The 26,312-nt window shown below is 58.7% G+C and carries 27 protein-coding genes; 16 read left to right on the top strand and 11 right to left on the bottom strand.

Annotated features, from left to right (window positions below):
• Positions 1–12: 12 nt before the first annotated feature.
• Both cysQ and nudE read right to left on the bottom strand, forming a co-directional pair.
• Positions 13–849: a 3'(2'),5'-bisphosphate nucleotidase CysQ gene (gene cysQ / locus BFL40_RS04135; protein WP_071482572.1), complete on the bottom strand. Its 837-nt coding sequence runs from the start codon at positions 847–849 to the stop codon at positions 13–15.
• Complete coding sequence (nudE, locus tag BFL40_RS04130) at positions 846–1,412, bottom strand: ADP compounds hydrolase NudE (protein ID WP_071482571.1); 567 nt, start codon at positions 1,410–1,412, stop codon at positions 846–848. The genes cysQ and nudE overlap by 4 nt, the downstream gene beginning before the upstream one ends.
• An 87-nt stretch (positions 1,413–1,499) precedes the next feature.
• On the opposite strand from nudE, the gene yrfG reads away from it, so the two are divergent.
• Entirely contained in the window at positions 1,500–2,162 is a 663-nt protein-coding gene (yrfG, locus tag BFL40_RS04125) for a GMP/IMP nucleotidase (RefSeq protein ID WP_071482570.1), read from the top strand.
• A gap of 109 nt (positions 2,163–2,271) precedes the next feature.
• Here the strand turns inward: yrfG and lysM are convergent, their stop codons facing one another.
• A complete protein-coding gene (gene lysM, locus BFL40_RS04120) occupies positions 2,272–2,712 on the bottom strand; it encodes a peptidoglycan-binding protein LysM (RefSeq protein WP_071482569.1) in 441 nt (146 codons plus the stop codon).
• A gap of 130 nt (positions 2,713–2,842) precedes the next feature.
• Between lysM and BFL40_RS04115 the strand changes: the two genes are divergently transcribed.
• The 4 genes from BFL40_RS04115 (at position 2,843) to BFL40_RS04100 (ending at position 7,689) form a co-directional block, all read left to right on the top strand.
• Positions 2,843–3,730, top strand: coding sequence for a LysR family transcriptional regulator (locus BFL40_RS04115; protein ID WP_071482568.1), 888 nt, complete (start codon positions 2,843–2,845; stop codon positions 3,728–3,730).
• A gap of 97 nt (positions 3,731–3,827) precedes the next feature.
• Positions 3,828–4,667 carry a formate dehydrogenase accessory sulfurtransferase FdhD gene (gene fdhD / locus BFL40_RS04110; protein ID WP_071482567.1) on the top strand — a complete coding sequence of 280 codons (840 nt, stop codon included), beginning with the start codon at positions 3,828–3,830 and terminating at the stop codon, positions 4,665–4,667.
• Positions 4,664–7,012, top strand: coding sequence for an FdhF/YdeP family oxidoreductase (locus tag BFL40_RS04105; RefSeq protein ID WP_071482566.1), 2,349 nt, complete (start codon positions 4,664–4,666; stop codon positions 7,010–7,012). The genes fdhD and BFL40_RS04105 overlap by 4 nt, the downstream gene beginning before the upstream one ends.
• A gap of 200 nt (positions 7,013–7,212) precedes the next feature.
• Positions 7,213–7,689 (top strand): glycine zipper domain-containing protein, encoded by a 477-nt coding sequence (locus BFL40_RS04100; protein ID WP_071482565.1) that lies wholly within the window; start codon positions 7,213–7,215, stop codon positions 7,687–7,689.
• 146 nt (positions 7,690–7,835) lie between these two features.
• Here BFL40_RS04100 and BFL40_RS04095 read toward each other — a convergent pair whose 3' ends face one another.
• From BFL40_RS04095 to BFL40_RS04085, 3 genes are all read right to left on the bottom strand, one after another.
• Entirely contained in the window at positions 7,836–8,267 is a 432-nt protein-coding gene (locus BFL40_RS04095; protein WP_071482564.1) for an acyl-CoA thioesterase, read from the bottom strand.
• A gap of 23 nt (positions 8,268–8,290) precedes the next feature.
• Positions 8,291–10,228, bottom strand: coding sequence for a RecQ family ATP-dependent DNA helicase (locus BFL40_RS04090; protein WP_071482563.1), 1,938 nt, complete (start codon positions 10,226–10,228; stop codon positions 8,291–8,293).
• Positions 10,229–10,451: 223 nt separating this feature from the next.
• Entirely contained in the window at positions 10,452–11,627 is a 1,176-nt protein-coding gene (locus BFL40_RS04085; RefSeq protein WP_071482562.1) for a tetratricopeptide repeat protein, read from the bottom strand.
• Positions 11,628–11,802: 175 nt separating this feature from the next.
• On the opposite strand from BFL40_RS04085, the gene BFL40_RS33585 reads away from it, so the two are divergent.
• From BFL40_RS33585 to BFL40_RS04055, 7 genes are all read left to right on the top strand, one after another.
• Complete coding sequence (locus BFL40_RS33585; protein ID WP_139213517.1) at positions 11,803–11,973, top strand: YhfG family protein; 171 nt, start codon at positions 11,803–11,805, stop codon at positions 11,971–11,973.
• On the top strand, positions 11,973–12,572 hold the full coding sequence (locus BFL40_RS04080; RefSeq protein ID WP_071482561.1) for a putative adenosine monophosphate-protein transferase Fic: 600 nt from the start codon (positions 11,973–11,975) through the stop codon (positions 12,570–12,572). Before BFL40_RS33585 ends, BFL40_RS04080 begins: the two co-directional genes overlap by 1 nt.
• A gap of 300 nt (positions 12,573–12,872) precedes the next feature.
• On the top strand, positions 12,873–13,169 hold the full coding sequence (locus BFL40_RS04075) for a hypothetical protein (RefSeq protein ID WP_071482560.1): 297 nt from the start codon (positions 12,873–12,875) through the stop codon (positions 13,167–13,169).
• A gap of 295 nt (positions 13,170–13,464) precedes the next feature.
• Positions 13,465–13,947 carry a hypothetical protein gene (locus tag BFL40_RS04070; RefSeq protein WP_071482559.1) on the top strand — a complete coding sequence of 161 codons (483 nt, stop codon included), beginning with the start codon at positions 13,465–13,467 and terminating at the stop codon, positions 13,945–13,947.
• 4 nt (positions 13,948–13,951) lie between these two features.
• Positions 13,952–14,596 (top strand): DUF1493 family protein, encoded by a 645-nt coding sequence (locus BFL40_RS32720; RefSeq protein WP_074851658.1) that lies wholly within the window; start codon positions 13,952–13,954, stop codon positions 14,594–14,596.
• Between the two features lie 185 nt (positions 14,597–14,781).
• Positions 14,782–15,138, top strand: a complete 357-nt coding sequence (locus tag BFL40_RS04060) for a DUF1493 family protein (RefSeq protein ID WP_071482558.1) — start codon at positions 14,782–14,784, stop codon at positions 15,136–15,138.
• 17 nt (positions 15,139–15,155) lie between these two features.
• Entirely contained in the window at positions 15,156–16,019 is an 864-nt protein-coding gene (locus tag BFL40_RS04055; RefSeq protein ID WP_235864707.1) for an EamA family transporter, read from the top strand.
• 57 nt (positions 16,020–16,076) lie between these two features.
• On the opposite strand, the gene BFL40_RS04050 is transcribed toward BFL40_RS04055, so the two are convergent.
• From BFL40_RS04050 to BFL40_RS04040, 3 genes are all read right to left on the bottom strand, one after another.
• Positions 16,077–17,618, bottom strand: a complete 1,542-nt coding sequence (locus tag BFL40_RS04050) for a phosphoenolpyruvate carboxykinase (protein WP_071482557.1) — start codon at positions 17,616–17,618, stop codon at positions 16,077–16,079.
• 179 nt (positions 17,619–17,797) lie between these two features.
• A complete protein-coding gene (hslO, locus tag BFL40_RS04045) occupies positions 17,798–18,700 on the bottom strand; it encodes an Hsp33 family molecular chaperone HslO (RefSeq protein WP_071482556.1) in 903 nt (300 codons plus the stop codon).
• Between the two features lie 107 nt (positions 18,701–18,807).
• Positions 18,808–19,215, bottom strand: coding sequence for an RNA-binding S4 domain-containing protein (locus BFL40_RS04040; protein WP_071482555.1), 408 nt, complete (start codon positions 19,213–19,215; stop codon positions 18,808–18,810).
• Between the two features lie 299 nt (positions 19,216–19,514).
• On the opposite strand from BFL40_RS04040, the gene rimB reads away from it, so the two are divergent.
• Positions 19,515–19,997 (top strand): retropepsin-like aspartic endopeptidase RimB, encoded by a 483-nt coding sequence (gene rimB / locus BFL40_RS04035; RefSeq protein WP_032884940.1) that lies wholly within the window; start codon positions 19,515–19,517, stop codon positions 19,995–19,997.
• The gene (rimK, locus tag BFL40_RS04030; RefSeq protein ID WP_003187674.1) at positions 19,994–20,899 is read left to right on the top strand and encodes a 30S ribosomal protein S6--L-glutamate ligase; all 906 of its coding nucleotides are present in this window, start codon (positions 19,994–19,996) and stop codon (positions 20,897–20,899) included. The genes rimB and rimK overlap by 4 nt, the downstream gene beginning before the upstream one ends.
• Positions 20,900–20,961: 62 nt before the next feature.
• Here the strand turns inward: rimK and BFL40_RS04025 are convergent, their stop codons facing one another.
• Both BFL40_RS04025 and ompR read right to left on the bottom strand, forming a co-directional pair.
• Positions 20,962–22,275 (bottom strand): ATP-binding protein, encoded by a 1,314-nt coding sequence (locus BFL40_RS04025; RefSeq protein WP_071482554.1) that lies wholly within the window; start codon positions 22,273–22,275, stop codon positions 20,962–20,964.
• Positions 22,276–22,392: 117 nt separating this feature from the next.
• A complete protein-coding gene (gene ompR, locus BFL40_RS04020) occupies positions 22,393–23,133 on the bottom strand; it encodes an osmolarity response regulator transcription factor OmpR (protein WP_053255745.1) in 741 nt (246 codons plus the stop codon).
• Between the two features lie 355 nt (positions 23,134–23,488).
• Between ompR and BFL40_RS04015 the strand changes: the two genes are divergently transcribed.
• Together BFL40_RS04015 and BFL40_RS04010 are read left to right on the top strand one after the other, a co-directional pair.
• Positions 23,489–25,825, top strand: a complete 2,337-nt coding sequence (locus tag BFL40_RS04015) for a Tex family protein (RefSeq protein ID WP_071482553.1) — start codon at positions 23,489–23,491, stop codon at positions 25,823–25,825.
• Positions 25,825–26,208: a PaaI family thioesterase gene (locus BFL40_RS04010; protein WP_071482552.1), complete on the top strand. Its 384-nt coding sequence runs from the start codon at positions 25,825–25,827 to the stop codon at positions 26,206–26,208. Before BFL40_RS04015 ends, BFL40_RS04010 begins: the two co-directional genes overlap by 1 nt.
• Positions 26,209–26,312: the final 104 nt, after the last annotated feature.

Here is a 26,312-nt window from a genome sequence, read left to right as displayed (position 1 = left end):
TCTATGCCAGACTCAAGATCTGGCCAGAGTCAGCAACCGCTCACGCCACGCGGCTTTCGCCGGCAGCGCCAGGAAAAACGGATTCAACAATGAAGCCCGCGCCGGATAACTAAACGGCTCACCACTCAGCTCCAACACTTCACCTCCCGCCCCTTCCAGCACACCTTGAGCCGCAGCAGTGTCCCACTGTGATGTCGGTGCCAGGCGCGGATAGCAATCCGCGCTGCCTTCGGCCAGCAGGCAAAATTTCAGCGAGCTGCCGATGTTCGCCAGCTTCAACTCACCCAACCCCTCGCTCAAACCGTCCAGCAAACGCTCCTGCTCAGGGCTCGTATGCCGACGGCTGGCAACCACGGTAAACGCCTCACCCGCTGCCGGAGTCTGGCGCACCTGAATCTGCTTGGGTGCCTCATTCACATCGGAACGCCACGCCCCGAGGCCCGCCCCACCGAAGTAGCAACGCCCGCTGGTGGGCATCGAAACCACGCCAAACACCACGCGACCTTGTTCGATCAAGGCGATGTTGACGGTAAATTCTTCGCTGCCGGAGATAAATTCCTTGGTGCCATCCAACGGGTCCACCAACCACCAGCGCTGCCAGCCGGCGCGCACGTTCTGGTCGATGTCGGCATCTTCTTCCGACAGCACCGGGATACTCGAGTCAAGAGCCGTAAGGCCTGCGAGGATCAGATGGTGAGCTGCCAGGTCTGCTGCCGTCACGGGCGAATCATCGGCCTTGGAGGTCACGGCCACATCGGCGCGCCAATACGGCAAGATGACTTCACCTGCCTGGCGAGCCAACTCAATCACAGGGGCGATAAACGGATGGCCTAAAAACAGTTCGCTCATGCGGTAAAAGCTCCACGCTGGGTCAACAGGTCACGCACCAGATACAAGGCGGCCAGGGCACGGCCTTCACTGAATTGCTCGTTTTGCGCCAGCATCGACAGCTCACGCAGATTGACCTTGTCCACACGCATCGGCTCAGGTTCATCGCCTTCCAGGCGCTCCTCGTACAGGTCAGTGGCCAGTACCACTTGGATTTTCTGGCTCATATAGCCAGGCGACAGCGAGAGTTCAGTGAGATGTTCCAATTGACGTGCGCCATAGCCTGCCTCTTCCTTGAGTTCGCGGTTGGCCGCCGCCAATACGTCCTCACCGGGCTCGATCAACCCTTTGGGCAAGGACAATTCATATTCGTCAGTGCCGCCGCAGTACTCTTCCACCAGCAGTGCGTGGTCGGCATCGATCATCGCCACAATCATCACCGCGCCGTAGCCGGCACCGCGGCCCACCAAGCGCTCGTAGGTCCGCTCAACGCCATTGGAAAAGCGCAATTGCACCTCCTCCACGCGGAACAAACGGCTACTGGCGACAATTTCGCGGGCGAGGACGGTGGGTTTCTGGCGCATGAGCGGCTCCTTGGCGTGATCGGGTTACTATACCGTGGCTTTTCCGATTGTCTGTGTCGGATATCTTTACTTACATGAGAACGCCCCATGCCCTCTTTGCCCTGGCACGCCATCGACACTGTCCTGCTGGACATGGACGGCACCCTGCTCGACCTGCATTACGACAACCACTTCTGGATGGAGCACTTGCCCCAGCGATACGCCGAACTGCACGGGGTGAGCCAGGCCATGGCCGAAATGGAATTGCAGCCACTGTTCGAGCGTAACGCCGGACAGTTGCAATGGTATTGCCTGGACTTCTGGAGCACTGAACTGAAGATTCCGGTACGCGAACTCAAGCTGGAGACCGCCCACCTGATCGCACTGCGCCCCGACGCGGATACCTTTCTGGCGGCGATCAAACAGGCCGGCAAGCGCGTGATCCTGATCACCAACGCTCATCGTGATTCGTTGTCTTTGAAGCTGGAACGCATTGAGCTGGCACCGTATTTCGAACGGTTGATCAGTTCCCACGACTACGGCTTCGCCAAGGAAAACCCGCAGTTCTGGGACGCCCTGCAAGCAGACATCAACTTCGACCCGGCCCGCAGCCTGTTTATCGATGACACCTTGCCGATCCTGCGCAGTGCACGGGATTTTGGCGTGGGGCATTTGCTGGCGGTGAAAGAGCCGGACAGTAAGAAAGGGCCAAAAGATACGGCAGAGTTTGCGGCCGTCGAGAACTACCGAGACCTAATTGCCGGACTCTAAACCAATGCGGGAGCGGGCTTGCTCGCGAAAGCGGTGGGTCAGTCAATACATACTCTGACTGACACTCCTCCTTCGCGAGCAAGCTCGCTCCCACATTTTGGCCTGCGTTTTACTCAGGAATACGCAGCGTCTGCCCTGGGTAAATTTTGTTCACATCTTTGAGCAACGGCTTGTTGGCCTCAAAGATTTTGTTGTACTTGTTAGCGTCGCCGTAGACCGTTTTAGAGATCGCGCTCAGGGTGTCACCGCTTTTCACCACGACAAACCGCGAGGCTACAACCACTGGGCCAGTAACAGTAATCTGGTCCTCTACGCTGGCAACCCCGGCAATATTGCCCGCGGCCAGAATGATTTTTTCTTTCTCTTCCTGGCTGGCAACTTCACCGGTGATCGTCACCTTGTCACCGTCAACGGTAGCGTGAACGTTCGGGTTACCCAGCCCCACATCTTCAATATGCTTTTTCAACTCATCGCTGGCGTTAGCGTTACCCGGCGTCAGTAGATCGATCAGCTTTTCGCCTGCTTCCTTCACAAAACTTAAAATACTCATGGTTTGCTCTCCTTGGGATTTGATTTCCAGATGCCCAAGACTAGACCAGTCCTACGGAGTTGGGTTCCAAATCGACCAAAGACCCAAACGCGCTAGAATCCCTCGCCATTGGAATAAGCCCGGAGCGAAGATGGACATCAAACAGCTGAAATTCCTCATCGCCCTCGACGAGACCCGTCATTTCGGCCAGGCGGCAGCGCGTTGTCACATCACCCAACCGACCCTGTCGATGCGCCTGCGCAGCCTCGAAGAAGAGCTGGACTTGCCCTTGGTCAATCGCGGCCAACGCTTTGAAGGCTTTACCGCGCCGGGCGAACGGGTATTGGCTTGGGCGCGGACCGTCCTGGCGGCCTATGACGGCTTGCAGGCCGAGGCGGCGGCCTGTCGCGGCAACCTGGTGGGTACGTTGCGCTTGGGCGTGGTGCCACTGTCGAGCTTCGACCCCTTGGCGTTGATGCAACAACTGCACAAAGAACACCCGAGCCTGCGCTTTGAACTCTCGGCATTAAGCTCCGAACAAATCCTCGAACAACTGGCGAGCAATCGCCTGGACCTGGGCGTGTCCTACCTGGAACGTCTGGACAACGAACGTTTCGACTCGCTGGCCCTGGGCGAAACCCGCATGGGCTTGCTCTACGACCAGCGGTTTTTCAGCTTTGGCGATAAGCCGTTGAGCTGGGAAGCGCTGATCGAACTGCCGTTGGGCATGCTCACCAGCGGCATGCACTTTCGTCAGTCCATCGACCACAACTTCCACAGCCGTGGACTCAATCCACAACCGCTGCTGCAAACAGATGCGGTCCATCAATTGTTACAAGCCGTGCACGGCGGCCTGTGCTGCGCCGTGATGCCTTTGGACGGTGGTCTCGATGCGCTGACCGAGCACCTGCGCCTGCAACCCATTGAAGACGCACACACACTGGCGCGCCTGGGGCTGATCATGCGTCGCAGCGCACCCCGCTCGGCCCTGGCGGAAGCCTGTTTTGCACTGTTTCAAAAATTGCAGCAAGACTCTTGATCGACGCCATCTATCGATAGATCAGTACTGATGATTAGACGCGACCCTTTGTCGCGCCTAGTCTAAACATTGATCAATCCGCCGGTGGTACTGCCCCATGAACGCCAAGCGCCCAGTCTGCGCGGCACCCGCCCTCGAAACGCCCGCGCCCGCCGCCAGCCAGAGCTACCAGTATTGCAATCTTGAACACACCGAATTCGCCAGCACGGCCTTGGCGGAAGAAGTGGCGTTGGCGATTGCCTACAACGACATCAGCCAGGCGGTGATGCTGGTAACGCCGACGGATCTGGAAGACTTCATTGTCGGCTTCAGCATCGGTAGCGGCATTATCACCGACGTTAGTGACATTTATGACCTGAAACTCAGCGGGTCAGGCTCAGCTCAATATGCTCAAGTGCAGATTTCAAGCCGCGCCTTCTGGAACCTCAAGCAGCAGCGCCGCCAGTTGGCAGGCACCAGCGGCTGCGGTTTGTGCGGCGTAGAAGCGGTAGAACAAGCCTTGCCAGACCTTCAGGTGCTGCCCGGCGCGCCATTGCCGCCCGCCGAATGGCTCGACGGCCTGCGCCAACGTATCAGCGCGTTCCAGCCCTTGGGCCAGTACAGCGGCGCGGTACATGCGGCGGTCTTTATGAACAGCCAAGGCGAATTGCTGATGGGCCGTGAAGACATCGGCCGGCATAACGCCCTGGATAAATTGATCGGCGCACTGATCCGCCAAAAAATTCCGACCGACGGCGGCCTGGCGATCGTCACTAGCCGCTGCAGCCTCGAACTGATCCAGAAAGTGCTGCGCGCAGGCATCCAGACCCTCGTCAGCCTGTCGTCGCCCACCGGCCTGGCCCTGCAATGGGCCCGCCGGCACAACCTCAATCTCATTCACCTGCCGCAAAAAAGTGCGCCGCGGGTCTACAGCCCCGCGATGGAGAACCAGCCGTGAGCAATCATCATCAAGCCGACCAAACCCCGACCCCGCGCTACAAGCCGTACAAAGGCCCGGCCGGCGGCTGGGGGGCACTGATCAGCGTGGCGCAAGCCTGGCTGACCAGCGACAACGCGCTGAAAAACCTGCGCATGATGCTCAAGACCAACCAGAATGGCGGCTTCGACTGCCCGGGCTGCGCCTGGGGTGATTCGCCGGAAAGCGGCATGGTCAAGTTCTGCGAAAACGGCGCCAAGGCGGTCAACTGGGAAGCCACCAAGCGCCGCGTAGACGCTGCGTTCTTCGCCAAGCACAGCGTCAGCGCACTGCTGGAGCAGAGCGACTATTGGCTGGAATACCAAGGCCGCCTGACCGAGCCGATGCGCTATGACGCCGAGACCGACCACTACAAGCCCATCAGTTGGGAAGCGGCATTCGACCTGGTCGGCAAGCACCTCAACGCACTGCCCAACCCGGACATGGCCGAGTTCTACACCTCGGGCCGGGCCAGCAATGAAGCGGCGTACCTGTATCAGTTGTTTGTGCGTGCCTACGGCACTAACAACTTCCCGGATTGTTCGAACATGTGCCACGAAGCCAGCGGCGTGGCCCTCGCGCAGAGCGTGGGTGTCGGCAAAGGCACTGTGACCTTCGACGACTTCGAACACGCCGATGCGATTTTCGTCTGGGGCCAGAACCCCGGCACCAACCACCCGCGCATGCTCGAACCGCTGCGCGAAGCGGTTAAACGCGGCGCCCAAGTGGTGTGCATCAACCCATTGAAAGAACGCGGCCTGGAACGTTTCCAGCACCCGCAACACCCACTGGAAATGCTCACCAACGGCGACAAACCGACCAACACTGCGTACTTCCGTCCGGCGCTGGGTGGCGACATGGCTATCCTGCGCGGTATGGCCAAGTTCCTGCTGCTGTGGGAACGCCAGGCCCAGGCCGAAGGCAAAGAAGCCGTGTTCGACCACGGTTTCCTCAACGAACACACGGCCAACGTGCTGGATTACCTGGGGCAGATCGACGACACCTCATGGGATGAAATCGTCGAGCAGTCCGGCTTGACCCTGGTTGAGATTGAGCAAGCGGCGCGCATGTACGCCAAAGGCAAGAACGTGATCATGTGCTGGGCGATGGGCATCACCCAGCACCGCCACTCGGTGCCGACCATCCAGGAAATCGCCAACCTGATGTTGCTGCGCGGCAATATCGGCCGCCCGGGCGCTGGCCTCTGCCCGGTGCGTGGCCACAGTAACGTACAGGGCGACCGCACCATGGGCATTAACGAGCGCCCACCGGTGGCGTTCCTCGACTCCCTCGAACGTCGTTTCCAATTCCAGGTGCCACGCGACAATGGCCACAACGTGGTCGAAGCCATTCACGCCATGCTCGAAGGTCGCTCTAAGGTGTTTATCGGCCTGGGCGGCAACTTTGCCCAAGCCACCCCGGACAGCCCGCGCACTTTCGAAGCGCTGCGTAATTGCGACCTGACCGTGCAGATCAGCACCAAGCTCAACCGCAGTCACCTGACCCACGGTAAAGACGCACTGATCCTGCCGTGCCTGGGCCGTACCGACATCGACATCCAGGCCGACGGCCCGCAAGCCGTGACGGTGGAAGACTCGTTCAGCATGGTTCACGGCTCCAACGGCCAACTGCAACCGCTGTCGAAGCTGATGAAATCCGAGCCCGCCATCCTCGCCGGTATTGCCGCTGCGACCCTGGGCAGCAAGCCGGTGGATTGGAACTGGCTGGTGGCCGACTACGGGCGCATCCGCGACCTGATCGCCGACACCATCCCAGGTTTCAAGGACTTCAACGAGAAGATCAAACACCCAGGCGGGTTCTATCTGGGTAACTCTGCCGGCGCACGCCGCTGGAACACCCCATCGGGCCGCGCCAACTTCCGCCCGAACATCCTGCCCAAAGACCTGATCCACGAACGCACCCACGCCACGGGCCGGGTGCCGGACCTGATCATGCAATCAATGCGCTCACACGATCAGTACAACACCACTATTTATGGGTTGGACGACCGCTATCGTGGGGTTAAAGGTCAGCGTGATGTGCTGTTCGTCAACGAAGCCGACATCATCCGCCTGGGCTTCAAACCGGGGCAGAAGGCCGACATTGTGTCGCTGTGGGAAGACGGTCGTGAGCGCCGCGTAAAGGGTTTCACCTTGTTGGCGTTTGATATTCCGGCGGGGCAGGCAGCCGCCTATTACCCGGAAGTGAACCCGCTCGTGCCGCTGGAAAGCACCGGGGATGGCAGCCATACGCCGACGTCGAAGTTCGTGGCGATTCGCCTCGAAGCGGCGAGTGACAATGGGCTGATCATGGCGCGTTCAGCGTAAATCTTCGGGCACAAAAAAGGCCGCTTTTGCATAAAAGCGGCCGTTCCGAAGTAGCTAAAGACCTGCAACAACAACTTAAGTTCCCCATACAAAACAGTAACTTATATAATTGTATACAACCGCTGCCACCGGTCGGATTTCGATTGTCAGCGTCTCGATACAACCTCAGGATCGCGCCGTCATCCTCTTGAGGTCTCCCTATGAAGTTCTCCTCGATTCTCTTGTTGTCCCTTGGCCTGGTCAGTGGCGCAGCCATGGCCGGTGGCACCACCGAAGCCGGTGTGGGCGGCGCATTGGGCGGGGTTTTAGGTTCGGTTGTCGGGCAGCAACTCGGCGGCAATACCGGTTCGACCATCGGCGCAGCCCTGGGTGGCGCGGGTGGCAGTGCGGTCGGCGCTGACAAGCGCAGCCGCGGCCAGGCGGCCATTGGCGGCGCGCTGGGTGCAGCAGGTGGCAACGTGGTCGGCCGCAGTGTCGGCGGTAGCACCGGCAGCCTGATCGGCGCAGCCGCCGGCGGTGGCGCGGGTGGCGCACTGGGCAACTACATGGGCAACCAGAGTAACGACGACGATCGGCGTTACCGTGGGCGCGATAACCGCCGTTATGACCGCGATGACCATCGTGGACGCGGCCATGCCTATGGCCATCGCAAGAACAAACACCACTATCGTGACTAAGCCCACGGCCTAAAGAGCACCGTAGCCCCCTGTAGGAGCCGGGTTTACCCGCGATAGCGTAGTGTCAGGCAAGCTATCTAAACCTGACCCACCGCTATCGCAGGCAAGCCACACACATTTGATCTCTATTGATCACAATGGCCGTGTCAGACCACCAACCGCTGCAAGGCCTCGCGCAACATCCCCGGAATCGTCACCGGCTGGTTCGACGCGCGATCCACAAATACATGCACAAACCGCCCCGCCGCACAGGCCTCTTCCTCGCCGGCCTTGAACACCGCCAACTCGTACTGCACTGAGCTGTTGCCCAACTTGCCCACCCGCAGGCCAATTTCTATGCGGTCAGGAAACGCGATCGACGCGAAATAATCACATGCCGAACTCACTACAAACCCCACGATCTCACCGTCGTGAATATCCAACCCCCCTTGTTCGATCAGGTAGGTATTCACCGCCGTGTCGAAAAAGCTGTAGTAGGTGACGTTGTTCACATGGCCATACACATCGTTGTCGTGCCAACGCGTGATGATCGGCTGAAAGTGACGGTAATCGGCGCGCTGGGGCATTGAGTCAGACATGTGCAGGTCTCGTGAAAGTGGGTTTACAGGTCATTCAAATGGGCCTCGGCCCACTCGCGTACCTCGGCGTACGGGTACTCCTCCAGCGCTGCAAAACCGGGAATACCCCGCGCTTTCAGCTTGGTAAACAACGGCACGCTGATACCGCCGAGGAAACGCGCCAGCCGCTCCGCTCCAGGCAGGTTCGTGGTGAGCTCATGATGCCTGTGGATAAAATCACCGCACAGCCCCATGAAGTTTTTATCCACAAGCGGCGGCAAGCTGGGTGGCGGTGGCAGATGCGCAACCTGGCCATGGCATACCGAGCAATGGCCACAGCGCTGGGGCGCGTTTTCATCCCCGAAATACTGCGCCAGGCGTTGCCCCAGACAATGCTCGGTGGCAAAAAGGTCGAGCATGGCGTGAATCCGCGCCACCTCTCCCACTTCGTGCTGCTTAAAGCCTGTGTATAACTCGGCGCTCAACGCCTGTGGATCGAAGTTGGTGTTCAACAAGCTGTAGACCTCCGTCATCTGCTTGCTTTCCAGCTCGATCAAGCCCTGCTCCTGGAAGTAATCCAGCGCTTTCACTACCCGACTGCGCTCGGCATTATGCTGCTGATACAACGCGTCGAAATCCACGGTTGCCCAGGTTTTCGCCCGCTTGCACACCTGGATAATCGCCGCGACAAACTGCTGCCGTTCGCCGGAAAACCGCGCCAGCAAAGCTTCGGGTTCGATCAGGTATTTGAAGCGGTATTCGGCATAAAACGCGTAGCGCGGCGCGATCACGCCCTTGAGTTCCAATTGCACCAGCAGCGTCTTGAGCGGCAGCTCGCGGATGTTGCTATGGTCCGACAACGACCTCAGCAAGAACTCCCACTGCCCATCGCCACGCGCCGCCTGCAATTCCTCCAGGACACGACGAATGCCGTCCTGCTCAGGCGTGTCGCCGTACACAAAGTTCTCCAGCACATTCAGGCTGTCACGGTTGGCCAGCACCAGGCAGTCGGACGGCTGCCCATCACGCCCCGCGCGACCGATTTCCTGGCTGTAGTTCTCAATGGATTTGGGCAGGTCAAAGTGCACCACATTGCGGATATCACTCTTGTCGATGCCCATGCCGAACGCGATGGTGGCAACGATGCAATTGGAACGCCCGCCCATAAAGCGCTGCTGGATACCCTCGCGTTTATCGTGGGGTAAACCGGCGTGATATGCCTCGGCCTGAATGCCGTTGCGGTTCAGGTGCTCGGCAATTTGCTCAGCGGTTTTTTGCAGGGTGACATAGACGATGCTCGGCTGATTGGCCCGCTCGCTCATCCACTCGACCAAGCGCCCGCGTTTGTCCGCACCACTGACCGGCTCAACCAACAAGTTGAGATTCGGCCGGTAGAAGCCCGTGGTGACCACATCGTCCGGCGCAATGGCGAACTTGGCCTGCATGTCGGCAATCACCTTGGGCGTGGCCGTAGCGGTCAACAGCAGCGCTTGTGGGATATTGAACTGACGCTGGTAGTCCGGCAGCTTCAAATAGTCCGGCCGGAAGTTGTGGCCCCACTCGGAAATACAGTGCGCCTCGTCCACCACCAGCAGTGAAATCTGCACGCTTTGCAGGAAGTTACGGAAGCGCTCGTTCTTCAAACGCTCTACGGAAATCATCAGGATTTTCAGCTCGCCGGAGCGCGCACGGGCCATCACCTCATTGGCCTCATCGCGGCTCTGGGCCGAATCGATACTGCCCGCCGAAATACCGTGGCGCTGCAGGAAACCCAACTGATCCTGCATCAACGCCAACAACGGCGACACCACCAGCGTCAGATGCGGCAGCAGCACCGCCGACAGCTGATAACACAGGGACTTGCCCGACCCTGTCGGGAAAATTGCGGCGGCCGAGCGCCCGGCCAGCACAGCGCTGACCGTTTCTTTCTGACCTAAACGAAACTGTGAAAAACCAAAGACCTGTTGGAGGGTGTCGTGCATAAGCTGTCACTCCATTGACCGCTGAGTTGGCTCAAAAACATAGCCCAAGGCATTCAGCGAATCGAGAAAGGTCGTGAGGAAAAAAGAGACAGGATGATACACAGAGTGGGGGATGGCCTAGGGCCGAAGTGGGATGCTTCGCTCGATTTTGTGAGATGAATACAAACCAAGTGTGGGAGCTGGCTTGCCTGCTCCCACACTTTAGAGCTGTGTTAAACCGGAATCAGCGATTCTGCACCCGCTCAATCGCCGTGTCATACACCGGATTGGCCTTCTGCTCTTTCGCCAATTGGTAGTGACGCAAGGCGTCCGAGAACTGCCCCGCCGCTTCGTAGATACGCGCAATGTTGTAGTAAGCCCCAGCACGTACGGTCGCAGCATTGGCGCCGGTAGCCAGCGCGATAGCCTTGCGATTGGCCCAGATCGACTCGGCCGTGTTGCCCGCTTTCTGATACGCCAGGCCCAAGTTGCCGTAGGCCTTACCGAAGCCATTGTCCAAGTCGATTGCCTGGCGGAACAGGTCAATGGCCTGGTCCAGATTGCCAGCCTGGTAGGCCGCTTCACCTTGCACGTTCAGACGCTTCGCATCAGTTTGTGCGGAGGAGCTGACGGCCACGGCTGTCACCGCAACGCTGTCATCCAGCAAGGCTTTGACTTCGTTGAGCACATTCGGCGCATCAACCGTCACATCGCTGAAATTGTTGATGTCCTGGAAGTCGCCGCTGCCGGTCATGCGGAACACGGTCCACAGGTTGCCGGTACGGTTTTTCGGTACGTAGTAGGTACGCACCAGAGACTGGCCCATGTACACAAACACCTTGGCTTCACTGTTGGACAGCTGGTTCGACCCCAGATGGCCACCGTTGGTGTAGTCATGCACGGCATAAACGTAGCTTTCGCCGTAGTGCTTTTTCTGCAGGGTGATGGTTTCCGGACCATAGCTGTCGGTGTCATCCACATCCAACTCGGCGTCGGTACCCTTCTGGTTATCGAAGTAAATATTGTTGCCAGGGAAAATCATGTGGGAGTCGAGGTCTGCCGGGGTCTTGCCCCAGGTCAGCACGACGCGCAGGCCGTCGAGATTTTCCATGACTGGGCTGACAGCATAAGTCATACCCTTGCACGGGCACTTCACCACCAGGTTGGAGTAACCAGGCTTCTTGATAATCAGCAAGTTGCTGGCGTCATCCGCAGCTTCGCTGGTCAGCGTCACTTGGCCCTGGGCGTTGGTACGGCCCACCACGTTTTGTGCACCGTTACGTTGCAGCAGTACTTCGGCGTCGGCGATTTTCTGGTCCTTGACCACGGCGCTGAGTACTTCAATCGGCAATTGCTCAGCCTGGATTGAAAAAGCCACCGCACACAATGACATCGCCGAGGCGATACGAAGCAAACCCATGCTCAACTCCCTTTAAGTAGTGGGCGGAATCGCCCTACAAGATTTCGCGGTGGAACATACGCTGAATTCAGAGCGTAGGCGCAATTTTTGTACAGAATGTGACATGGTTTTTATCCCACCTGCCCGCTGACGCATTGCGCTACAATCAGGCCTTGCGACCCAGGAGTACGCTGCGATGAGCGAACCGACGTTTGAGCAAAAACAGGATCACTACCACAAGATCCGTCGTTCCAACTACTTGGCCAGCTTGCGGCTGGAAGGGTTCGACACCCAACCGACCGATGTCGACAAGCCCTTGCCGACCCGTGAAGCAGTCCTTGCCAAGTACCGCAACACCTCGCGCTGATGCTCGACAAATACGGGGTGGGCCAGGATCCTTACTGCTATCCCGGTAGCAGCATCCTGCGCAACCGCCTCGACTTGCTCGACGAAACGCTCCTGCACCAGGCCGAGCGAGAATTATCCGAAATCGCCTTAGGCAACCTTCCCCTCTTCCCACCGCCCTACGACCTCGGCCGCCTGCAACACATCCACCGCACCCTGTTCGGAGACATTTACGACTGGGCCGGTGAGCTGCGCAGCGTCAACATCCAGAAAGGCGACACGCTATTCTGCACCCCGGAGCGCATTCCACCGGAAGCAGCGAAAATTATCCGCCACATGGAGCAGGCCAACTGGTATGTCGGTGTGAGCCAAGATGAATTGGTGGTGCAAATTGCCGAAGCCTATGGCGACCTCAACGTCATCCACCCCTTCCGCGAAGGCAACGGCCGCGCACAGCGGATTTTGTTTGAGCAAGTCATCGTGAATGCGGGGTTTTCGGTGAACTGGTGGTTGGTGAAAGATGCAGCGTGGATACCGGCGAATATTGATGCAGTGGCGTGTGATTACCGGGGGTTGGAGGCGATTTTTGAGCGGTGTATCAGTAGGCCTGTCAGCGCTTGATAGAACCGCAAACGGATAAACAATCTGTTTATTGCTCCAAATAACGCTCGCTTTTAAGGTTCGCTCCGTCGCTGCCAACTCAGCGACCGGGCTTGGTCACCCGAAAACAGCACACATAAGTGCCATTACTTGCTCTACGAACGTCTATCGTCTCGTAACACGCTGCCATGGCGGCTGTGTGTGGGACGTCTTCGGACGTGTCGGAGTGCTGTTTCCGGCTGGCCAACCCGCGCACAGTCCGCCACCCATCGTTTGGCCACGGTGATGTCGGTTACCTAACAGCAAACCGAGTACCTTCAAATGCAAATACCTGAAACGATGGATCGCTATCGTCACCTACGCACCAACTTCACCGACACCCACCCTCTCGTCATAGACACCGAAGCCAAAGCCGAAGACATCCAGTCCGCCGCACATCAGCGCATCCGTGCTGCCACCGACTTACTGGAAACCTTCTCCTGCCTGACCTTCGAACACGCCGACCTCAAAGACATTTCCCACATCACCAATGCCCTGTACCTGCTCGTCCAGGATGGCTGTGATTTACTGGAGGCGGCACAGCATGCTCAGCTACAACCTCAACAGCCATACACCTAAGCTGTAACCTTTTGTAGGAGCGAGCTTACCCGCGAAGATCGTCAACGATGACGCGGTAACTCTGTATAACCGTGGCGTACTTGAGCTCTTCGTGAGCAAGCTCGCTCCTACAACTGAACGCGTTAACAACCAAAAATCACTGCCAAGCCAAAAATCCCGGAAAACCCTGTAAGAAACCTCCAAAAGCCGAGACATCCCCTTCCGAAACTGCTTAAAACTCCTGCCCGCCCCTCTACAAAACTCACCTTTCTCTGACTGAAACTAGCGCCCTTTCAACAGCCCCCAGAAAATACCCGTGAACATCGAAAGGACTCAACATATCGGCCATTACGGGGTCACCTTCACGGTGCTACGTTTTGTCGTCTCGCCTGCCAATCACTCTGCACTGACAAACCTCTGCCTGTTGGAAGCAGGTGCGCCTGCAAATGAGGTGCGCCAAAGACTCGTAGATCTCTACAGAAAAATGCTTGCTCGAGATTTACCTTGCAAAATGACTGTTGCTATCTCCAAACCGCTGACCCGGCAACAAGCTGACTTACTCAACATTCGTGGGGAGATCGTTGCAGGATTAATCAGCGGCGCCGTGTCAGCACCAATGAGCCTTGCATCTCCTGCCGCTGGGTTCGCCTCTGGTGCAGCTGCCGGCCTAATTATTAAAGGGGTCATTCGCAGCTATCACGCCGGTGATGTGGTAATCGGCCTCGACGCACAGGTCAACGGCGGAATTGGTCCCCAGCGATCACTGTCGGCCATGGTCCGGCAGTTCCAGGGTGGCTAATGCAATGAATGAATACCTTCAATGGATCAACCTGCTGCCTCTTCTCGCACTGGCCGTCATAGTCGACAGAACAATAAAGAGGCCCTTACTCAGAAGATGGCTTGGACTCTGCCTATTGGTAGCGGGCCCAACGCTTCTGTTATATGCCACCTCCTGGATCAGAGAGGCACAGCTTGAAAGCCTGCCGATAGTCGCCTTCGTGACAGGCATCGGGTTATTGAGCACCCAAAATATCTATTGCAGGGCTAAAACCACTCACCCTTTATTCATCGCCCCAACCTTGAACCTTGCGCCGGGTTTTCCTGATGACCCGCTCATGCTCCATCTCTTGCAAATTTTGCATGAGGGTATCGGTCTGCCCAAACACAAAACCATCTCCCTCGACACGTCAGTCAATCACGATCTCGGGTGTAATCGTGTCGAAGCCAAGCAATTGATGGCATTACTGAAGCTGGATTTCGGTATGAGACTAGGTGACTACAACAGCAACCGCTACTTCAAGCGTCGCGGCTTTGATGCATATTTGCGATATGTGGAAAAAGGCAGCGCGAGAAAGCGCCCTCTAACCATCGAAATGCTCTACCAAGCCGTCAAAGCCAAGTACTGGGACACCCGGAAACTCGAAGCGAAGGCGTACCAGGAACCATGAATTTCTGCCTGCAATTAGTATGTTTTCTCGGGTTCTACCTGTTACTTCATTATCAAATTACTGACTGCCCCCTCAGAATGCCCTTCCTCCCTGTCCTTCGTATTCTTGATAGGTTTGGCACTCTTCATCACCCGAAACAAATACCGCCACCAACGCCCCCCTCACCCATTCCTGCGTGCCCCACCATGAATCTCGCCCCCAACTTCCCCGAAGACCCTGTCATGCAGCAACTCCTGCAACTGCTGCACGAAGAAATCGGCCTACCGAAACACAAGACCCTCCGCCTGCAAACCTCAATCAATTTCGACCTCGACTGCGACGGCAGTGAGGCCAAGCAACTGATGGAAGCACTGGAGCAGGAATTTGCGCTCGACCTGGGCGACTTCGACACTTATCGTTACTTCAACCCGCCGGGGTTTGATGTGTTTCTCAAGCGTCGGGCCAAGGGGCGCGGCGAAAAAGTGCCGCTGACCCTCAGCATGCTCTACCTGGCCATCAAGACCCACAGCTGGGATACGCAGACGCTGGAAAACCTGAGCTAAAACACTAAGGACCTTACATGGACGTAATGATGGGCCTGCTGGCCGCCCTGCTCTGGGGCGGCACGGATTTTCTCGTGGGCCTCAACGCCCGAGCCGTAGGCGTTAAACGCGCGGTGTATTTCGGCCAAGCCCTGGGCTTCCTGATCATGACCCTGCTGCTGGTCATTCTCCCAAGCTTGCTGTTCAAATCCCTGGAAGCTCCACTGAGCATCTGGCTCCTCGGCATCGCCGCCGCCCTGCTCACCGTCTCCGGCGCCCTGGCGCTGTCCAAGGCCTTCGCCCTTGGCAAAGCCGCCATTGTCGCGCCGCTGGTGACGTCCTACGGCGTGGTGACCACCTTGCTGTCCTGGGCCAGCGGTGAGCACATCAGCCTGACACAACTGGGCTGCATCGCCGTGTGCGTGATCGGCGTGATCCTCTCCAGTATCCACAAGGACAACGGCGTCCCCCACAACAACCCACGCCTGTCCATCGCCTACGCCATGCTCGCTGCTTTGCTGTATGGCACCAGCTTCTGGCTCCAAGGCCGCTATACATTGCCGGCGCTGGGGCCGATCACCATGCTGTGGTTGGGTTACCTGGTGGGCCTCTGCGTGCTGGTGATGATGGTGCTTAAGATCAAAGACGGCCTGAAGATCCCGCCGCTGAAAAACTGCGCGACGTTGACCGGGGCAAGCCTGATGAACCTGGGTGGATTCTCGGCGTTTTCGTGGGGGGCAATGGCCGGGTCGGTTTCGGTGGTGACGGTGATCAGTACGTTATCGGGTGGGATTGCGGCGATTTTGGGGTTTGTATTTTTCAAGGAGCGGCTGTCGGCCGTGCAAGTGCTGGGTGTGGTGTTGGTGCTGGTCGGCGCGGTGGTGTTGCACATCGCCGACTAAACCCTGCGCGCACAAAAAAGCCGCCTCTAGAGGCGGCTTTTTCACAACGGCTAAGTCTTACAACTTAGGACCCGCAGCCTTGATCGCATCGCTCACTTCAAACTTCTTGAAGTTCTCAACGAACAGACCCGCCAGCGCCTTCGCCGCTTCGTCGTACGCAGCTTTGTCAGCCCAGGTGTTACGTGGGTTCAACAGGCCTGTATCAACACCCGGTACGGCCAATGGCACGTCCAGGTTAACGGTGTCGAGGTGTTCGGTTTCAGCACCGATCAACGCACCGCTCTGGATCGCTGCGATTACGCCGCGAGTGGTCGGGATGTTGAAGCGTTTGCCGACGCCGTAGCCGCCGCCGGTCCAGCCGGTGTTGACTAGGTAGACCTTGGAGCCGAAGCCGCGGATGCGCTTGATCAGCAGCTCTGCGTATTCGCCGGCCGGGCGCGGGAAGAACGGTGCGCCGAAGCAGGTGGAGAAGGTCGACTTGATGCCGGTGCCGGAACCCATTTCGGTCGAGCCCACCAGAGCAGTGTAGCCGGACAGGAAGTGATAGGCCGCTTGTTCTTCGCTGAGGATCGACACTGGCGGCAGTACGCCGGTCAGGTCACAGGTCAGGAAGATCACCGCGTTTGGCTCACCACCGAGGTTTTTCTCGGAGCGCTTGGCAACGTGTTCCAGCGGGTAGGCGGCGCGGCTGTTCTGGGTAAGGCTGACGTCGGCGTAGTCGGCGTGCTTGGCATCGTCGATTACAACGTTTTCCAGCACGGCACCGTGCTTGATGGCTTTCCAGATAACCGGCTCGTTCTTCTCGGACAGGTCGATGCACTTGGCATAGCAACCACCTTCGATGTTGAACACTACGCCCTCGCCCCAACCGTGTTCGTCGTCACCGATCAGGTAACGGCTTTCGTCGGCGGACAGGGTGGTCTTGCCAGTGCCGGACAGACCAAAGAACAGGGTCACGTCGCCTGCTTCGCCGATGTTGGCGGCGCAGTGCATCGGCAGTACGTCGGCGGCCGGCAGCAGGAAGTTCTGCACCGAGAACATGGCTTTCTTCATTTCACCGGCGTAACGCATGCCGGCGATCAGCACTTTTTTCTGGGCGAAGTTGAGGATCACGCAACCGTCGGAGTTGGTGCCGTCACGCTCTGGCACGCATTCGAAGTTGGCCACGTTGAGTACTTGCCACTCTTCACGGCCGGCCGGGTTGTACTGGGCCGGGTTGATGAACAGGCAACGACCGAACAGGTTCTGCCAGGCAGTCTGGGTGGTCATCTTCACGGCCAGGTAGTGGTCTTGCGCAGCACCTACATGAACGTGGGAAACGAAATGCTCTTGCGCGTTGTTGAATGCCTCGACGCGAGCCCACAGGGCATCGAACTTGTCGGCCGGGAACTTGCGGTTGATCGGGCCCCAGGCAATGGAAGCCTGGGTGGACGGCTCTTCAACGATGAAACGGTCGACCGGCGAACGGCCGGTACGGTGACCGGTACGTACGACCAGCGCGCCGGTATCGGCAAGCTCGCCCTCACCACGGCTCAGGGCTTCTTTAACCAGATCGTCAACACTCAGATCGGTGTATACGGCGTTATTGGCTTGCGTCATGAGGTTCCCCGTCGGCCTAAGGCCGAGTGCTCCGAACGTTTTGTAGTAGAAAGTTGCGCACTACTACCGCGAAAAAAGTGGGCCGGATTATGCCAGAAAAGCCCAAAAAGAGTAGGGCCCTCCCGTCAGAACTGCGCTAATCCGGCGTTTGTCAGGTGATTTACCTGTGCTTAAACGTTTTAGTGGCGGGTATCGGAAGGGGTGTCGATGCCTGCTCCGGCGAACAATTGGGCTACATCAGCCGCATCGAACAGGTAGCGCTGGTTACAGAACTGGCAGTCGATCTCGATATTGCCACCGTGTTCCACCACCAGATTCTGCGCATCTTCCAGGCCCAGGCTGACCAAGGCATTGGCCGAGCGCTCACGCGAGCAACTGCAGCGAAAGCGCAGACCCTGTGCGTCAAATAGACGCACGGCCTCCTCATGGTAGAGGCGGTGCAGGATGGTTTCGTTGTCCAGACCCAGCAGTTCTTCAGCGGTCAGGGTACCGGCCAGGGCGGTCAGCTTGCGCCAGCTATCGGTGCGCTCATCGTCGTCCTTGATGCGGTCAGCCGGCAATTGCTGCAACAGCAGGCCACGGGCGCGCTTGCCATCGGCGTTGAGCCAGAACTTGGTGCCGACTTGCTGGGACATCACGAAATAGTTGGTGAAGCAGTCCGACAGGGTTTCACCGTCGAGGTCGACGATGCCCTGGTAGCGCTGGCCTTCCGTCGGATCGACGGTGATCGCCAGCACGCCGTTGGCCATCAGGTCGCTCAGGGTCGCGTCCGGGGCGATCCGATCGGCGTCGTAACGGGCCAAGCCACGGATTTCACGCTCGCTGGAGCATTCGATCATCAGCATCGGGACCGGGCCTTCGGAACGGGCCTGCAGGATCAGCAAACCGTCGAACTTCATGGTGCCTACCAGCAGCGCCGCCGCCGCCATCAGCTCACCGAGCAGTTGCGCGACCGGCTCCGGATAGGGGTGCTTGGCAAGGACTTCGGCATAGCTGCGCTCCAGCGAGACCAGTTCGCCGCGGGCGTCGCTGTCGTCGAAGATGAAGCGTTGGGTGAAGTCGGTATCCGGTAGATCAGTCATAGGTCTGGGTATCTGAATTGAAGAGTGTTGACGCAAAGATGGTGCAGTTTATGAACAATCCGGGTTTCTTCCAAGCCAAGCGACGGCTCGGGCGATTACCGGTGGCCTCAATCGTCGTTGCCGCTGCCGCGAAACTTGAACAGGTCGCGGCGCTGTTTTTTGCTGGGTTTGCCATCAGTCGTCATGCCCACAGCGCCTGCTTTGCGCATCGCCGCAGCATTTTCGCGTTTGGCGATACTGGCTTCTGTTTCGGTGTACAGCGCCTGCGCCTCGGGCGCGCCACGGCGCACGATGGAAAGTGCCTGGACCACAACGGTCTTTTCATCAAACCCGGTACGAATCTGAAACTCATCACCGACGCGCGGTTCCTTGCCCGGCTTGCAGCGTTCACCGCGATGGTGCACCTTGCCACTCTCGATGGCGGCCTTGGCCAGGGCACGGGTTTTATAGAAGCGCGCAGCCCATAGCCACTTGTCCAAACGGACCTTTTCTTCCTCTTCCTGCTTTTGAGCCACTTGAATTCCTCGCTTTGAAAAATGTCGCAACTTTACCGTTGAAACCCTTCGACGCATAAACCCCAAGGCTCACCTAAGATACGCCAAGCACCACGGGATTTGCGTGACTTTCCCTTACCCCCGATTGATTTCAGAGGCCTGAGAGATATCTGTCGCCATTTCCGGAATATTCTGCGTGAATACCGCGAAATCGGCGCCGAACCCTCGATAAAGGTTTGGGGATTGTCACAATCCATGCGCAGTTGGGCGTTACTGTCCTCGACGACTACGAAACATTTCTGAATGACCGGTTACCCATATTGAAGACATTTGACCATTTGACCGTTGTCGGTCTGCGTGAGTGGGTGGCACTTCCCGACCTGGGAGTGGCTGGCCTGCGCGCGAAGATCGACACCGGTGCCAGCACCTCGAGCCTGCATGCCACCGATATCGAGCCCTTTGAGCGCGACGGTGAGAAGTGGGTGCGCTTTACCGCGCACCTGGGCAGCGTGGTGCAACTGCGTCACCGCCGCTGCGAAGCGCCCCTGGTGACGATGAAAACCATCAAGAGCTCCAACGGCCATGCGCAGGTGCGCTACGTGATCAGCACCACCCTGGCACTGGGTGATCGGGTATGGCGGGTGGAATTCACCCTAGCCTGCCGCAAAGCCATGCGTTACCGCCTGCTGCTCGGCTCCAAAGCGTTGATTGACGGCCAGTTGGTGGTCAATCCCGGTATCAAGTACGTTCAAGACAAGCCGGTGTTCCCGGTCTCTACTATTTCTGCCCCAGGTGCTGCATGAAGATTGCTGTGCTGTCGCGAAACCCGCGTCTGTATTCCACCCGCCGCCTGGTCGAGGCCGGCACCGAACGTGGCCATGAAATGGTGGTGATCGACACGTTGCGTGCCTACATGAACATTGCCAGCCACAAGCCGCAGATCCACTACCGGGGCAAACCGCTGGAGGGGTTTGATGCAGTAATCCCGCGTATCGGCGCTTCGGTGACGTTTTACGGCTGCGCTGTGCTGCGCCAGTTTGAAATGATGGGGGTGTTCCCCCTGAATGAGTCCGTGGCCATCGCGCGCTCGCGGGACAAGCTGCGCTCGCTGCAGTTGCTGTCGCGCCGGGGCATCGGCCTGCCGGTCACCGGTTTCGCCCACTCCCCGGATGACATCCCCGACCTGATCGAAATGGTCAACGGCGCGCCGTTGGTGATCAAGGTACTGGAAGGTACCCAGGGCATCGGTGTGGTGCTGTGCGAGACGGCAACAGCAGCTGAGTCGGTGATCGAGGCCTTTATGGGCCTCAAGCAGAACATCATGGTGCAGGAATACATCAAGGAAGCTGGTGGTGCGGATATCCGCTGCTTCGTGGTGGGCGACAAGGTCATCGCAGCGATGAAACGCCAGGCCAAGCCAGGCGAGTTCCGCTCCAACCTGCACCGTGGCGGCAGCGCCAGCCTTATCAAGATCACCCCGGAAGAACGCATGACCGCGCTGCGGGCGGCCAAAGTGATGGGATTGAGCGTAGCGGGTGTGGATATCTTGCGATCCAACCATGGCCCCCTGGTGATGGAGGTGAATTCATCGCCGGGTCTGGAGGGGATTGAGACCACTACAGGTAAGGATGTCGCGGGGATCATCATTCAGCATCTGGAGAAGAATGGCGGGCCGAATATGACGCGGACGAAGGGCAAGGGATAAGCACTCGGTTAACCCGTGTGGGAGCAGGCAAGCCAGCTCCCACATTTGATTCGTGTTGTTTATCAGACCGCGTCTCTGGGCAACATCAAGCCTAGCGGCAACCGCACGCGCGCTTCCAGGCCACCCTCTTCCCGGTTACGCAATTCAACATTGCCGCCATGCATCGACGCGATCCGCCGAACAATCGCCAAACCCAGGCCAGTGCCCTTTCCACCCCGAGCACGATCGCCACGGGTGAAGGGGTTGAAGATACCTTCCAGCTCCGCCGGGTCGATACCGGCGCCACGGTCCATCACGCTCAACACTACATAGGGCGCGGTGCTGTCGCCTGACACATACGCCGCCACTTCCACATCCGAACCGGCGTGATGCAAGGCGTTGCCAATCAGGTTGTTCAGCAGGCGCTTCATCGACACCCGACGCAACGCAAACGGCTGGATCGGCTCCAGACGCATGCGTACCTGTTCGCCGTTCTGGTTGTAGGGCGCCACTACTTCACGGACCAAATCCGTCAGATCGACTTCCTCCACCACCTCATCACGGCCATCGCGGATAAACGCCAGGAACTGGTCGAGAATCGCGTCCATGTCCTCGATATCACGAACCATGTCGTCAGTCAGGTCGTTATGGTTGCCCATCAACTCAAGTGAAAGCCGCAATCGCGTCAGCGGCGTGCGCAGATCATGGGACACGCCCGCCAGCATCAGCTCGCGCTCGCGCCCCGCCTGTTCGACATCCTCCGCCATCTGGTTGAACGCGCCATACACCTCAGTCATCTCGCTGGGCGTATCGCTGACCGGCAGGCGCACACTGCGCCCTTGCCCCAATTGGCGTGCAGCAAACACCAGGCGTTTAAGCGGTTGATTGAGTTGGCGCACGAAAATCCATGCAGATGCCGTTGAAAGCAGCCCGATGGCCAGGAACCAGCCCAGCACGTTCCAGATCTTCTGCCCTCGCAACGGGTGCGGATACAACGGCACTTTCAGCCAATCCTGCCCCAGGCTCGGCGCTCGCACCCACAACGCGGGGGACACGTGCATGCGCAGGCGCACCTCGGTGTCTTCGCCCAACTCGGCCTGCATCTGGCGCTGGTAAATCTCACTGTAGGGCCAATGCTGCTCGCCCTCCGGCACGCCCGCCCCGGCTACACGAACCAGTGTGGCGGCCTTGGCGATCTTCTCGCGATTCTCAGGGTCTGCAGCCCAATAAGCCCGCAGCGTCAGGGCAACGCCGTGGCTGTACTGTCGATCCACCAGCACGTCTTCGTTCATCAGCAGATAAACCAGCGTGAGCGCCTTGGAAAACAGAACGACGATCAGCACCAGCCAAAGGGTGCGAGAGAAGAAACTTTGTGGGAACCACAGCGGGGTTTTCATAGGAGACAGCTAGACACCTTACAAGAACGAGCGGCGCTCGCAGAATTGCAGACGCCGGGCAGCCCGTCGACTCTCATGGAGCCAAACGCCGGGATGCCCGTGCCTGCAAAACATCGGTCACTTGGTTGCAGTGCCATCCGGCACAAACACATAACCCACGCCCCACACCGTCTGGATATACCGCGGCTTGGACGGGTCCGGTTCGATCATCCGGCGCAGACGGGAAATCTGCACGTCGATGGAGCGCTCCAGGGCGTCCCACTCACGGCCACGGGCCAGGTTCATCAGCTTGTCGCGGGTCAGCGGCTGGCGAGCATTCATTACCAGAGCCTTGAGCACGGCAAACTCGCCGGTGGTCAACATGTGCACTTCTTCGCCACGCTTGAGCTCACGGGTCGCCAGCGACAGTTCGTAGTCGCCAAAGGTGACGCTTTCGTCTTCGCTGCCTGGCGCGCCGGGTACTGGAGCAGCCTGGCGACGTAATACGGCTTTGACCCGGGCCATCAACTCATCAGGGTTGAACGGTTTGGCCAGGTAGTCATCAGCGCCCAATTCGAGGCCCTTGATGCGGCTCAGTTCATCGCCCTTGGCGGTGAGCATGATGATTGGAATCTGGTTGTTCGCGCCGCGCAGGCGTTTGCAGGCGGTCAGGCCGTCTTCGCCAGGCAACATCAGGTCGAGCACGACCAGGTTGAACACTTCGCGCCCCAACAGGCGGTCCATCTGCTCGGTGTTTGGCACCGCGCGGGCACGGTAGCCCTTGGAGTTGAAGAAACGCTCCAGCAGGCTGCTCAGCCCCGGATCGTCGTCAACGATGAGAATTTTTTCGCCTTCAGCAGTTTGTGCAGTGCTGCTCATTAGATGCTCCTCTTATCTCGGCGCGCATTATGGCGTAGCTGCCGTTATACGCACCGTGTGCATTGTTAGCAGATTTTTCCTCCAGTGCCAGTCAACCCGCGCCCTACAACCATCGGCAAGGTCCCCCCAAGGGCAGAACGCTGGTTATAATGCGGCGCCTTTGTGCAGGGCGACATCAGATATTTCCCGTTCACTGCACGGCTTTTTTTCACCCGTTCTCCGTGACTTTTTCGATTTCGAGGGTCAATAGGCTGCCTCTTGACCCAGGCAGCGGCGCCAGTCGGGCCGCTCAACCAGCCTTGCAAGGCCTTGTTTTCCGGGCCTGCGAGCTGCTTTCAGAATTTCAGGTGGTTTTATGGACAGCATCAACAGCCGCATCGCCGAGGAACTCGGTGTACGCCCGCAACAGGTCGAAGCGGCCGTCGCTCTACTGGATGAGGGCTCCACGGTGCCTTTCATCGCCCGTTACCGTAAAGAAGTGACCGGCAGCCTCGACGATATCCAATTGCGTCACCTGGAAGAGCGTCTGCGCTACCTGCGAGAACTCGACGAACGGCGCATCAGCATCCTCGCCAGCATCGAAGAACAGGGCAAGTTGACCCCACAACTTGAACGCGACATCAAGCTCGCCGACACCAAGACCCGCCTCGAAGACCTTTACCTGCCCTACAAACAGAAACGCCGCACCAAGGGCCAGATCGCCCTGGAAGCCGGCCTGGGTGACTTGGCCGATGGTTTGTTCAACGACCCATCGCTGACCCCGGACACTGAAGCCGCACGCTTCATCGACGCAGAAAAAGGTGTCGCCGACGTCAAGGCCGCGCTCGAAGGCGCCAAGTACATCCTGATGGAGCGCTTCGCCGAAAACGCCAGCCTGCTGGAAAAACTGCGTACGTACCTGAAGCAGGAAGCCACCCTCAGCGCCCGCGTGATCGCCGGCAAAGAGGAAGAAGGCGCCAAGTTCCGCGACTATTTCGAACACGACGAACCGCTCAAGAGCATGCCGTCCCACCGTGCGCTCGCCATTTTCCGTGGCCGCAACGAGGGCATTCTCAGCTCCGCGCTGAAAGTCGGCGACGAGCTGCCGGGCACCATGCACCCGTGCGAAGGCATGATCGGTCAACAATTCGGCATCCAGAATCAGAACCGTCCTGCGGACAAGTGGCTCGGTGAAGTCGTGCGCTGGACCTGGAAGGTCAAGCTCTACACTCACCTGGAAACCGACCTGCTCGGCGAGCTGCGCGACGGCGCCGAAACCGAGGCGATCAACGTCTTCGCCCATAACTTGCACGACCTGCTGCTGGCGGCGCCGGCCGGCCCGCGCGCAACCCTGGGCCTCGACCCGGGCCTGCGCACCGGCTGCAAGGTCGCCGTGGTCGACGCCACCGGCAAGCTGCTGGACCACGCGACGGTTTACCCGCACGTGCCGCATAACAAGTGGGACCAGACCCTCGCGATCCTGGCCGCTCTGTGCGCCAAGCACGCGGTAGACCTGATCGCTATCGGCAACGGCACCGCCAGCCGTGAAACCGACAAGCTGGCCGCTGAACTGATCAAAAAATACCCAGCTATGAAGATGACCAAAGTCATGGTCTCCGAGGCCGGCGCTTCGGTGTACTCGGCGTCGGAGCTGGCTTCCAAGGAATTCCCGGACCTCGACGTGTCGATCCGTGGCGCGGTATCCATCGCCCGCCGCCTGCAGGACCCACTGGCCGAGCTGGTGAAGATTGACCCGAAATCCATCGGTGTCGGCCAGTACCAGCACGACGTGTCGCAGCTGAAACTGGCGCGCGGCCTGGATGCAGTGGTGGAAGACTGCGTGAACAAGGTCGGCGTGGATGTGAACACTGCCTCGGTCGCGCTGCTGGCCCGTATCTCTGGCCTCAACACCACCCTGGCGCAGAACATCGTCACCCATCGCGACGAAAACGGTGCGTTCAAGACCCGCGCCGCGCTGAAAAAAGTCGCACGCCTGGGTGAAAAGACCTTCGAACAAGCCGCTGGCTTCCTACGTGTGATGAACGGCGACAACCCGCTGGATTCTTCGGCCGTTCACCCGGAAGCCTACCCGCTGGTGCAGCGTATTGCCGCCGAGACCGACCGCGACATCCGCTCGCTGATCGGCGACGCCGCGTTCCTCAAGCGCCTGGACCCAAAGAAGTACACCGACGAAACCTTCGGCGTTCCGACCATCACCGACATCCTGCAAGAGTTGGAAAAACCCGGCCGCGACCCGCGCCCCGAGTTCAAGACTGCGGAGTTCCAGGACGGCGTCGAAGACCTCAAGGACCTGCAACTGGGCATGATCCTCGAAGGTGTGGTCACCAACGTGACCAACTTCGGTGCTTTTGTGGACATCGGCGTGCATCAGGACGGTTTGGTACATATCTCTGCGCTTTCGGAGAAATTCATCAAGGACCCTCGCGAAGCGGTGAAAGCCGGTGACGTGGTCAAGGTCAAGGTCATGGAAGTCGACATCCCACGCAAACGCGTAGGCCTGTCGATGCGCATGAGCGACACCCCCGGCGAGAAAATCGACGGTGCCCGTGGTGCACGCCCAGGCTCAGCGCCTCGCCAGTCGCAGAACCGCTCCGAAAACAGCGCACCGCGCAAAGAAACAGCGACAGCTGCCCCGAGCAATAACGCCATGGCGTCGTTGTTCGCCAATGCCAAACAGCTGAAGAAACGCTGATGGAGATCCCAGCCGGTTTGACCCAGAGCGCGTTCAGCGAACTGATCGGCTGCCGCCTGCAACGCCTGGACGAGGGCGTTGCCGAGGTGGCCCTGACCCTGGAGCCGCAATTGCGCAACCGCGCGGGCAAGCTCCATGGCGGGGCGATTTTCAGTCTGGTGGACATTACGATGGGGCTGGCCTGCTCCAGCTCCCATGGTTTCGACCAGCAGAGCGCGACTATCGAGTGCAAAATCAACTACATCCGCGCCGTGTCTGACGGTGATGTGCTATGCACCAGCCGGGTGATTCATGCCGGTCGTCGCACGCTGGTGGTCGAGGCGGACGTGTATCAAGACGAAAGACTTGTCGCAAAAGCACAGGGCACCTTCGCTGTCCTATAGCTCCTCACCCTCGATTTGAGTTAATTTCGGCGCTGCAATAACAGCGTCGGAATTTTCTTGCTGCGCTATAGCCCAATTCATGGAGTGAAGTAGGCTTTTTCAAA

The organism is Pseudomonas costantinii (assembly GCF_001870435.1).
Classification (GTDB): domain Bacteria; phylum Pseudomonadota; class Gammaproteobacteria; order Pseudomonadales; family Pseudomonadaceae; genus Aquipseudomonas; species Aquipseudomonas costantinii.
The sequence above is the reverse complement of the archived record's forward strand: the minus strand, read 5'-3'. Positions and strand labels throughout refer to the sequence as shown.

Bases quoted from the DNA above. Each gene is read 5' to 3' on its own strand.
- cysQ (WP_071482572.1), bottom strand. From the start codon at position 849: ATGAGCGAACTGTTTTTAGGCCATCCGTTTATCGCCCCTGTGATTGAG.
- nudE (WP_071482571.1), bottom strand. From the start codon at position 1,412: ATGCGCCAGAAACCCACCGTCCTCGCCCGCGAAATTGTCGCCAGTAGC.
- yrfG (WP_071482570.1), top strand. From the start codon at position 1,500: ATGCCCTCTTTGCCCTGGCACGCCATCGACACTGTCCTGCTGGACATG.
- lysM (WP_071482569.1), bottom strand. From the start codon at position 2,712: ATGAGTATTTTAAGTTTTGTGAAGGAAGCAGGCGAAAAGCTGATCGAT.
- BFL40_RS04115 (WP_071482568.1), top strand. From the start codon at position 2,843: ATGGACATCAAACAGCTGAAATTCCTCATCGCCCTCGACGAGACCCGT.
- fdhD (WP_071482567.1), top strand. From the start codon at position 3,828: ATGAACGCCAAGCGCCCAGTCTGCGCGGCACCCGCCCTCGAAACGCCC.
- BFL40_RS04100 (WP_071482565.1), top strand. From the start codon at position 7,213: ATGAAGTTCTCCTCGATTCTCTTGTTGTCCCTTGGCCTGGTCAGTGGC.
- BFL40_RS04095 (WP_071482564.1), bottom strand. From the start codon at position 8,267: ATGTCTGACTCAATGCCCCAGCGCGCCGATTACCGTCACTTTCAGCCG.
- BFL40_RS04090 (WP_071482563.1), bottom strand. From the start codon at position 10,228: ATGCACGACACCCTCCAACAGGTCTTTGGTTTTTCACAGTTTCGTTTA.
- BFL40_RS04085 (WP_071482562.1), bottom strand. From the start codon at position 11,627: ATGGGTTTGCTTCGTATCGCCTCGGCGATGTCATTGTGTGCGGTGGCT.
- BFL40_RS33585 (WP_139213517.1), top strand. From the start codon at position 11,803: ATGAGCGAACCGACGTTTGAGCAAAAACAGGATCACTACCACAAGATC.
- BFL40_RS04080 (WP_071482561.1), top strand. From the start codon at position 11,973: ATGCTCGACAAATACGGGGTGGGCCAGGATCCTTACTGCTATCCCGGT.
- BFL40_RS04075 (WP_071482560.1), top strand. From the start codon at position 12,873: ATGCAAATACCTGAAACGATGGATCGCTATCGTCACCTACGCACCAAC.
- BFL40_RS32720 (WP_074851658.1), top strand. From the start codon at position 13,952: ATGAATGAATACCTTCAATGGATCAACCTGCTGCCTCTTCTCGCACTG.
- BFL40_RS04060 (WP_071482558.1), top strand. From the start codon at position 14,782: ATGAATCTCGCCCCCAACTTCCCCGAAGACCCTGTCATGCAGCAACTC.
- BFL40_RS04055 (WP_235864707.1), top strand. From the start codon at position 15,156: ATGGACGTAATGATGGGCCTGCTGGCCGCCCTGCTCTGGGGCGGCACG.
- BFL40_RS04050 (WP_071482557.1), bottom strand. From the start codon at position 17,618: ATGACGCAAGCCAATAACGCCGTATACACCGATCTGAGTGTTGACGAT.
- hslO (WP_071482556.1), bottom strand. From the start codon at position 18,700: ATGACTGATCTACCGGATACCGACTTCACCCAACGCTTCATCTTCGAC.
- rimK (WP_003187674.1), top strand. From the start codon at position 19,994: ATGAAGATTGCTGTGCTGTCGCGAAACCCGCGTCTGTATTCCACCCGC.
- BFL40_RS04025 (WP_071482554.1), bottom strand. From the start codon at position 22,275: ATGAAAACCCCGCTGTGGTTCCCACAAAGTTTCTTCTCTCGCACCCTT.
- ompR (WP_053255745.1), bottom strand. From the start codon at position 23,133: ATGAGCAGCACTGCACAAACTGCTGAAGGCGAAAAAATTCTCATCGTT.
- BFL40_RS04015 (WP_071482553.1), top strand. From the start codon at position 23,489: ATGGACAGCATCAACAGCCGCATCGCCGAGGAACTCGGTGTACGCCCG.
- BFL40_RS04010 (WP_071482552.1), top strand. From the start codon at position 25,825: ATGGAGATCCCAGCCGGTTTGACCCAGAGCGCGTTCAGCGAACTGATC.